This window comes from Polynucleobacter meluiroseus, assembly GCF_900205755.1.
GTDB classification, from domain to species: domain Bacteria; phylum Pseudomonadota; class Gammaproteobacteria; order Burkholderiales; family Burkholderiaceae; genus Polynucleobacter; species Polynucleobacter meluiroseus.
Window position 1 is genome coordinate 1 of the sequence record NZ_OANS01000008.1, and the last position, 6,033, is coordinate 6,033.

General features: G+C 38.5%; 7 protein-coding genes and 1 pseudogene. All 8 read left to right on the plus strand.

What is annotated here, in order from left to right; translation table 11 throughout:
* Nucleotides 1-181 precede the first annotated feature (181 nt).
* The 8 genes and pseudogenes from CP950_RS09775 to CP950_RS09810 all read left to right on the plus strand — a co-directional run bounded on the left by CP950_RS09775 (nucleotide 182) and on the right by CP950_RS09810 (nucleotide 5,636).
* On the plus strand, nucleotides 182-373 hold the full coding sequence (locus CP950_RS09775) for a hypothetical protein (protein WP_133092105.1): 192 nt from the start codon (nucleotides 182-184) through the stop codon (nucleotides 371-373).
* Nucleotides 374-577: 204 nt separating this feature from the next.
* Complete coding sequence (locus CP950_RS09780; RefSeq protein WP_096674851.1) at nucleotides 578-859, plus strand: HU family DNA-binding protein; 282 nt, start codon at nucleotides 578-580, stop codon at nucleotides 857-859.
* 296 nt (nucleotides 860-1,155) lie between these two features.
* Nucleotides 1,156-1,362, plus strand: a complete 207-nt coding sequence (locus CP950_RS09785) for a hypothetical protein (protein ID WP_096674853.1) — start codon at nucleotides 1,156-1,158, stop codon at nucleotides 1,360-1,362.
* Between the two features lie 176 nt (nucleotides 1,363-1,538).
* Nucleotides 1,539-2,252, plus strand: a pseudogene (locus CP950_RS09790) (Crp/Fnr family transcriptional regulator).
* Nucleotides 2,253-2,600: 348 nt separating this feature from the next.
* The gene (locus CP950_RS09795; protein WP_096674855.1) at nucleotides 2,601-2,984 is read left to right on the plus strand and encodes a winged helix DNA-binding protein; all 384 of its coding nucleotides are present in this window, start codon (nucleotides 2,601-2,603) and stop codon (nucleotides 2,982-2,984) included.
* 339 nt (nucleotides 2,985-3,323) lie between these two features.
* The gene (locus CP950_RS09800; protein WP_096674858.1) at nucleotides 3,324-4,106 is read left to right on the plus strand and encodes a hypothetical protein; all 783 of its coding nucleotides are present in this window, start codon (nucleotides 3,324-3,326) and stop codon (nucleotides 4,104-4,106) included.
* 21 nt (nucleotides 4,107-4,127) lie between these two features.
* Nucleotides 4,128-4,553 (plus strand): hypothetical protein, encoded by a 426-nt coding sequence (locus CP950_RS09805; RefSeq protein WP_096674859.1) that lies wholly within the window; start codon nucleotides 4,128-4,130, stop codon nucleotides 4,551-4,553.
* A 120-nt stretch (nucleotides 4,554-4,673) separates the two neighbouring features.
* Complete coding sequence (locus CP950_RS09810; protein WP_165766449.1) at nucleotides 4,674-5,636, plus strand: CsgG/HfaB family protein; 963 nt, start codon at nucleotides 4,674-4,676, stop codon at nucleotides 5,634-5,636.
* Nucleotides 5,637-6,033 lie beyond the last annotated feature (397 nt).

Below are 6,033 nucleotides of genomic sequence, written 5' to 3' on the forward strand. Positions count from 1 at the left end.
GGTCTCTGTAAATCGTGACTTCTTCATATTGATTCTCCTGTTGTAAATACTGCCATAAACAACAGAAAACTCAACTTTTTAAATGTACGAATCTAAGGGGATACTACAAACTGACCTGATTTTTAGTACCACTCCAGAAGAGAGGATTTTTGATAATCTTCACCTTAAAGGAGTGCTAAATATGGCAAAAGGCCAACGTCTTAAACCCGAGCAAATCCTCACCTTATTGCGTCAAATCGATGTCCTGACAACGAACGGCAAAACCCTAGCCCAGGCCTGTAAAGAAGTGGATACGACATTGCTTAGCCCTGGTCTATTCCGCTCTGGGCCACCAAGATTCTCAATAGTCCACTTGTTGGGCTATTTTTTTTAAGAATTCTTTCTTTTACTGTTTAGTAATAAAAATAATTTCTTATGATTGTTACCGTACATATTTAGTAGTTAAAAATAACTAGACTAGATAGAACAGACCTTCGAGCTGATTTGGCTTTTTGCCAAACCTACCGCCCTAGATTTGAATGCAGAGTAATTATATTGCTTACTTACTTTGGATTTTCTTAAAACGATAGGATAGGAAATGAATAAACCAGAATTATTAGAAAAAATTGCAACAAATGCTGATATTTCTAAAGCATCTGCAGAGCGAGTACTAAAAGTCATCACGGAGACAGTCATCAAAACGGTTTCCAAAGGGGATAATTTGCAATTAGTTGGTTTTGGTACCTTCAAATCTGGTAAGCGTGCCGCCCGTATTGGCCGTAACCCACAGACTGGAGCGGAGATTAATATCCCAGCTGTTAAGACAATTAAATTCTCGTCAGGCAAGGCATTTAAAGATGCTGTAAATAAGCGAAAGTAATTTTGGATTCAATATCCTGTTGCTCTAGTCGGTTCCGGCCAGGGCCACCAAGAATCTCAATAGCCCACTTGTTGGGCTATTTTTTTTTAAGAATTCTTTCTTTTACTGTTTAGTAATAAAAATAATTTCTTATGATTGTTACCGTACATATTTAGTAGTTAAAAATAACTAGACTAGATAGAACAGACCTTCGAGCTGATTTGGCTTTCTGCTAAATCTACAGCCCTAGATTTCGAACATAGTTCAATTACTCACCCTAATTATGCTTAGCTTCGTTTCAAGGAAAGGATAAAAAAATGAACAAGAAACAGTTGTTTGGAAAGATTGCTGTGGCCCATTTGTATGGGCCACAGCAATACGATGGCAGGGAGGTATTCTATGACGCCGATAAAGGTGAATTTTGGGATCCTCTCATGAACTCGTATTTAGGTCATGTAGCGGGTCTAGCGTTAATTGATATTTATTTTGGACACGATAAGACGCCAGTCAGTTCGGTAAAATAATCCGCCTCAATTGACAAGAGATACTTTTGGGAAAAAGGCTTCAATTTGAATGGGAACAGGCATAACGGTTTGCTCCGAATCCCTATGTATGCTAGCGAACAGATCTAATCTGTAGTAAGTATAATAGTTATAGTTATTTTAAGTGACCTGTTACGTAAAATTTCTATAAAGAATAAATGATATTAGTTAAAAATCAAAACCAATTATTCCATTCCATTCCCCCAGAAGAATGGAAGAGGTTACTACCTCACTTCACAATGGTTGATTTGGAACTTGGTATGGTTTTATATGAGCCAGGAATGAAGATGACTCATGTTTTCTTTCCGTCTACTGCAATTGTTTCTTTATTGTATGAATTAGAAAATGGAGCATCTGCCGAAATTGCTGTAGTAGGTAATGAAGGTTTAGTGGGCATATCAATTTTTATGGGTGGTGAAACAGCTACTAGCAGGGCCGTTGTCCAAAGTGCAGGCTTTGGTTACAAAATCAAGTCTAGTATTTTACTGAGCGAATTTAATCGATCCGGTCCAGTAATGCACCTTCTACTTCGCTACACCCAAGCACTCATAAGTCAAATGACACAAACTGCGGTTTGTAATCGGCATCATTCTTTAGATCAGCAACTATGTCGATGGTTATTATTAAGCGCCGACCGTCTAACAGGGAATGAGCTCATTATGACGTAGGAGCTTATTGCTAATATGCTGGGCGTTCGCAGGGAAGGGGTAACTGAGGCAGCAACAAAACTCCAAAAGGAAGGTCTCATCAAATATGCCCGTGGTCACATCACTATCTTAAATCGAACTGGCTTAGAACAGCGTACTTGTGAGTGCTATAAGGTTGTGAAAAAAGAATACGATAGATTGTTACCCCATAGCATTGCAACGTAAGTTGGTTTTTTGATGGGTGTCTAAGTAGCATTCAATCTTTTAGACTTTGATCAGTGTTTAACTTTCGGATGAATTTTTTTACATTTTTTGCAAGTTGATCAAAATCATTTATCACGTATCTCCTTGTATCAGAACTGCTAACAGCAAACACCTATTAGTTTTATAGAATTCAAAAAGCAATTCAAAGGTGGAAGAGCGATATTGGTCTAATAAGTGAGGTAAGTTTTTTCTCCAATAGCAGTATGTCTTGCTCAACAACATTTCGTGATTGTGTACGGTAGCACACATAAATATTTGTTAATACCCTATAAAGTAACTAAATTATTAAATTAATTTAGGCGGTAAAAAATGATTTCGATAAAATCGTTGGCTTTTGCTAAATACTTAAATGCCTCAACTTCTTTAAGTTGGATTAACGCTAATTACAAAATTGATCTTGTAGAGGAGCAGTTGCTAAATCATATTTTATTGATGACATTTAAGGGTGATGATCTATTGGTCGGTAATCTCCTGGTTCTCTGGCAATTTGGTTCGCAAGCGACGATTCATAAACGACTAAAAAGTTTGAGCACTAAAGGTTATGTTGAGTTACGAGAAGGAAAGTTGGACGGTCGTAAAAAATTAGTTCATTTAACAGCGAAAGCAGATAGGCATTATCAAAAGCTATCTGGATATTTAAATAAAGCATTACAAGAAATTATTAACCCCATTAGCCCTAAAGCTAATATTTGATATAAATAAACCTAAGGAAGAACATGTCTAAGATATCCAAACTTTGTGTTGCTGCTGTAATACTTTTTCCTGTAACTACCGGCAGTAGCTTCTTCTGCAATCACCAGGCAGGCTGTTATTGCGAATAAGTAGCAAAGCAGGTATTTGCTTATATTCCAGATTGATCCCTTTTTCATGGGACCTAGTTTATTTCATAAAAACAACATTTTCGACCCCATTGAAAAAGGAATTCATATTTATGGAACTGAATGAGAGGAAGTGAGAGGAAGATAAGTGATGTTCCTGTACAAAGACAAACAACGTAAGTGGTTTATGTATCGCCAAACTTAAAGGGTCAAAATGAAAAAAAATCAAGCAATTACCAGCGTAGCGGCCTTACTGATGCTATTAAGTATTGGAATAGCGAACGCTCAAGGTTATAGTAATTCTTCACGTTTAGTCACTAATGTAACGGATCAAGTGACGGATTTACTCTCTGCTGCATCCTATCAGGGCGGAAATATCAGTAATATTGCAATTAATACAGCGGATATTAAGTCTAGAGTAGATATTACGGGTCCAACTATCACCACCACTGGTACGGGTGCAACCGCTGTTGCAACCTCTACTCAAACTTTAACCAGCTCACAGTTGAATACAAATGATTTAAGCAATCAATCTTCTAAGAGCAAAATAAATCAATTGAGTGGGGCTGGGAACTCTAGTACAACGAATAATATTGCTTCTACTGCTTCTACTGCAAGTGCCAATATCACCGCTACTGCAATTGATAACAACTTTAGTGCAACATCTATTGGTGCCATGAATAGTGGCAACATCGATATTACTCAGGCTAGCACGAATGGTAAGGCAGGGAACCTTAGCATTCAAGGTCTTAATTTGGATAGCCAGTCAGTTTCGGCTGGTCAATTAGAGCTACTTAAAGGATATGCAACTTTTAATCCAAGCGTAGCAAATTTAGCTATCAATACGAGTGATATTTCATCTGAAGTTAAGGTAAAAGCATCAGATAGTATCAGTTTGGGGAATACAAGTATATCCGCCGCTTCTGTTGGGGCAATGAACACCGGGAACATTACAGTAACAGCACCAACACCTGTCGTGTCAACTGGTCATCATTAATATAGTTTATTAATAAGCTCTATGAAAAAATCAGGTCACTTATCATGTCTGGGTTTCTTGCTAACCTTGGTTCTGGTGGGTATGGCGCAAGCTGTTTTTGCAGCTGGTGCTTCAAATGAATGGAATAATTCCTGGGGCTCAAACTTAGACTCTTCCGCAAGAGCTGTGATGATTCAGCAGGCTAATGCTATTGCCCTACGGGAGTCTGATTACTATAGTAGTTTTGGCCCTGCCACCTCAAACTATGTGAATTCTGGAAACAGTAGCTATGTTAATAACTCCACAAATAATTCACAAACAAGTAATACTAATCCTCTCACATACAGCACGACTTCTGTAGGAGTAATGAATTCTCCAACTGCTACCATTAATGGAAATAATAGTAGTTTGAATACTACAAACTCTACGAGTAGTAGTGGTGGCATGCAGAGCACAATTAGTCATTAGTTCTTATAACGGTCTTCAATGACGGGGAAAAGGCCATGTTACCTAATAACGCTCTTTGTGGCAGTCTTGCTATCGGGCTGTCAGGGCTATTCAATTATCACTACTACACGTAATGAGGATGTGTCCTTAGTAAAAGGCCCTCCCATAAGAGATATCGTAACTCCATTCGATAGGGCTCTAATATGTCTTCGTCCTAAGGTTAATAAAAATATTACTTTTTCAGTCGGGGCAGTTCTTGATCAAACTGGCAAGGAGCAGTTAACTGATGGAGGGCTCGGAAAATTTGTGACTCAAGGGGCTGGTGATATGTTGCAATCTGCCCTTTATGAGGGTGGTGTAAGCCTTTTAAACCGGAGGGATCCCAGAGTCCTTGAGGCCGAATTGAAGTGGGGTTTGCAAGACCAAAGACGGATTATTCCGTCGGATTACTTCATTACTGGGAGTATTAATAGTTTAGACATCATGCCTGGTGGTGGAGTTCAAACTGAAATTGGTGGCATGGGCCCCACGTATAGTCAAATGCGAATGTTGGTGGGGATTGATTTAGCCCTAACAAGTTCGAAAACTAGTCAAATTATTGCTAATGTAGCATTACAAAAACAAATCTTTGCTACGGACTTTAATGTTGCAATGGGGAATTTTATAGGGGTGACCTTATTCAATGTTAACGCCGGATATAAAGAGCGGGAAGCAATCCATTTCGCATTAAGGCAGATGATTAATTTGGCAACCTTTGAATTATTAACTCAAATTATGAATCCTAGAGATTACTCAGATTGTAGAAAGTTGATTGACAAAGTCTCCGACGGCTCCATTGAGAATACAAAAACTGCCAAACTTTCATATGAGTATGAGCAAAGCTTGATTGCAGTAGCCAACACCAAAGAGTCAAATGTAAAATCTTTTACACCGCCAGGGCAAAATCAGGATTTGAGTGACCAATCCATTCAGAGGGCAGTCTCTCCGAATGCATATAACCCGAGTAATAGTGCAAATCAGCCTAATAAGGCGCTAACTCCCGATGGTTCAGGCGGGACTGATTTTTTATTAAATAAGCAGGAAATCATACAATTTTCAAAGTAAGTTTGTAGTATTGATTGAGCTAGAAAAAATAAAAACCAAGGTCGCCTATGGGTCGATTTGAGTCTGCCATTAGCAAGTAGGGTGATGGCTGCTTTGTGATCAGTAATAGCCCATCGTGGCCCTGTCGCTGTAGTGTCGGTTTAACCGACAGTAAATAATTCTGGTCGCCCAAACGTAAATCTGAAATTAAGCTACAAGTGTCATGTAACGAGACGCTTGTAATGAATAATTTATCCCTGTTGTTTGCTTCTACTATCGCTGAAGAGCCAATCAAACTCCTTGATGGTGCTGTAGTATCCCCTTAGATTCGTACATTTAAAAAGTTGAGTTTTCTGTTGTTTATGGCAGTATTTACAACAGGAGAATCAATATGAAGAAGTCACGATTTACAGAGACC